The sequence below is a fragment of the Acinetobacter brisouii genome, assembly GCF_008993995.1.
Lineage (GTDB): Bacteria > Pseudomonadota > Gammaproteobacteria > Pseudomonadales > Moraxellaceae > Acinetobacter > Acinetobacter brisouii_A.
The window spans coordinates 1-371 of record NZ_BKNN01000188.1; the positions used below are offsets into that span (position 1 = coordinate 1).

At 38.5% G+C, this 371-nt stretch carries 1 protein-coding gene; it reads right to left on the reverse strand.

Annotated elements, in window-relative coordinates:
* Positions 1-371: transposase (locus GBN19_RS15585; protein WP_151778717.1), on the reverse strand; the 371-nt coding region annotated here is incomplete at both ends.

The window sequence follows — 371 nt, forward strand, 5'->3', positions numbered from 1 at the left end:
GGACACAGCCTATGCCTTTTTTCAGGTAATACATACATTTTTGAACTTTCTAATAAATGCTCTAAATGTCTAGGCAAATTACCTGCCGACTCTAAAGGCGTATGCCTCAATATATTGATAATACTCATTGATGCGATATGAAAACTGATCTTTAATGGACTGACCTTGGCGCGTTCAGCCATAAATCTCATCTGTCGTCTTAATACATTATAGGCAATCAATACGCCCCATAATTCCTGATAAACCAAATCAGGCTGCTTACTTCTTAACGTCTGACTATCTTGTAAATCACTTTTAATTTCCCGATAGCACATCTCAATCTCCCAACGTTGGACGTAAAGCATCGCGACTTCTTTGAGTGGATAGGCTTT